This window comes from Phocaeicola sp. RTP21359st1_B8_RTP21360_211022 (assembly GCF_040911965.1).
In the GTDB taxonomy this organism is placed as follows: Bacteria; Bacteroidota; Bacteroidia; order Bacteroidales; family Bacteroidaceae; genus Phocaeicola; species Phocaeicola vulgatus.
Window position 1 is genome coordinate 1 of the sequence record NZ_JBDFXP010000113.1, and the last position, 1,796, is coordinate 1,796.

Sequence of the window (1,796 nt, forward strand, 5' to 3'; positions counted from 1 at the left end):
GAGGCTGTCTCAAAATAGAGTTGAGATGGCCTCTTTTGTTTCATCTCCAATTGAAGTCATTTGGATTTTTCTCAAAAAAGGAGTTTATAAACTTACTTTTGAAGGTTTCATCCTTTCAAACTTTTTTTTTCGTTGCCATAAGCCCCCTAAGAGGCTACTTTTGCAAGATTATGTGCAATGGCCAGCAGGCCGAACTCAATTTCAACCTTCTTAAGCCCACGAAGATGGAACCTCTTGAAGTGCTTGTTGTTCTTGAGGTTTCCAAATACGGCTTCCACATCCTGCGGTCGCTGGCTGCGATATTTCAGGCCTTCATCAGAGAGCAGTTTTTCACGTTCCCTTTCCTTGATTTTCCTCAGACGATGGTTTACCTGCACAATTCTTTCCGACCGGCTTCTGTGACACCGGCATCTTAGCGGGCAGCCTTTGCAGTTACGTGCCCTGTATCTTGAGATGGTCTGCACAAAACCGTTGTCTGTTATCCGCCTTGCATCGGAGAGTCTTTCCATTCTCTGTCCCATCGGACAGTACATGCCGTCGGTTTCTTCATTATAATAAAAGTTGGCAGAGAGAAACGGGTCGTTCCGGAAGTTCCTTTTCTGTTCCTTATGAAAATTGTTGTACTTTATAAAGGTTTCAATGCCATGTCTGAAGGCGTACAGATAGTTCTCCTCGCTTCCGTATCCGGCATCACAGACAGATACGTCAGGGTATCTGCCGTAAAGGGAATGGAAATTATCCATATGCAGGGGATAGGTGGAGGTATCACCGGCACACTGATGGATGGTATAGTTCAGAATGAACTGTCTGTTGGTACTGATCTGGGGATTATATCCGGGTTTGAGCTGTCCGTTCCTCATGTGGTCCTCTTTCATGCGCATGAAAGTAGCGTCATTGTCTGTCTTTGAGTAGCTGTTGCGTCCGTCAAGTATCTTTCCCTGTGATTCATATTTCCTGAGCTGTTCGGGCCATGACTTCCTTACACGTCTTACCTTCGCTTTCATTTTCCTGTCTGCATCCACTCCGTTCAGGGCATCATCTATCTGGCAAAGTGCCTTTTCCACTTTCTCCGGAGTGATATCCTGATATGTGATGGGTGCGGAATCACGCAGTTCCTGCTTGGTGACGGACTCGGCGTACTGCCATATCTCTTCAAGCTGTTCCGCGATTCTGGATATACGCGTATGTATGGACTTACCCCAGACGAACGTATAACGGTTGGCATCCGCCTCCATCTTCGTCCCGTCGGTACAGGCCACATCCAGACTTACAAAACCTTCCGCCACAAGGAACTTTACGATGGTGGCAAATATTGTCTTGAGTACATCCTTCAGCCGGCTGCTGCGGAAACGGTTGATGGTATTATGGTCAGGAGTCACATTGCCGGTAAGCCACATGAAGCGGATGTCATTGCGACAGAATTCTTCTATGCGACGGCTGGAATAGATATTACGCAGATAAGCATAGACCAGAATCTGAAGCATCATGCGAGGGTGGTATGCAGAACAGCCTTGGGGAGAATACCTGCGGTAAAGTTTTTCAAGGTTTATCTGTTCAATGATACGGTGAACAACCCGGACCGGATCGTTCTGGGGAATAAAATCGCCTAAACACGGAGGTAAAAGCAGATTATCGTTGGATGTATAACTTTTAAACATTATCTTTGGGATATCTTGACTTGATTCCCTAAGATACAAAAAATTAGGGAGACGGGCAAGTTCTGACTGAGCGAAGTTAGGACTTGCCCGATTTTTTTGCAAACACAAAAAAAGGCCGTCTCATTTTGAGACAGCCTC

1 protein-coding gene is annotated in these 1,796 nt (G+C 45.9%); it reads right to left on the reverse strand.

From position 1 onward, the window contains the following. Nucleotides 1-146 precede the first annotated feature (146 nt). Nucleotides 147-1,658: an IS1182 family transposase gene (locus tag AB5062_RS22625; RefSeq protein WP_008782600.1), complete on the reverse strand. Its 1,512-nt coding sequence runs from the start codon at nt 1,656-1,658 to the stop codon at nt 147-149. Between the last annotated feature and the right edge of the window lie 138 nt (nt 1,659-1,796).

Excerpts from the sequence above, each read along its gene's own strand:
- AB5062_RS22625 (WP_008782600.1), bottom strand. The coding sequence starts at position 1,658 with ATGTTTAAAAGTTATACATCCAACGATAATCTGCTTTTACCTCCGTGT.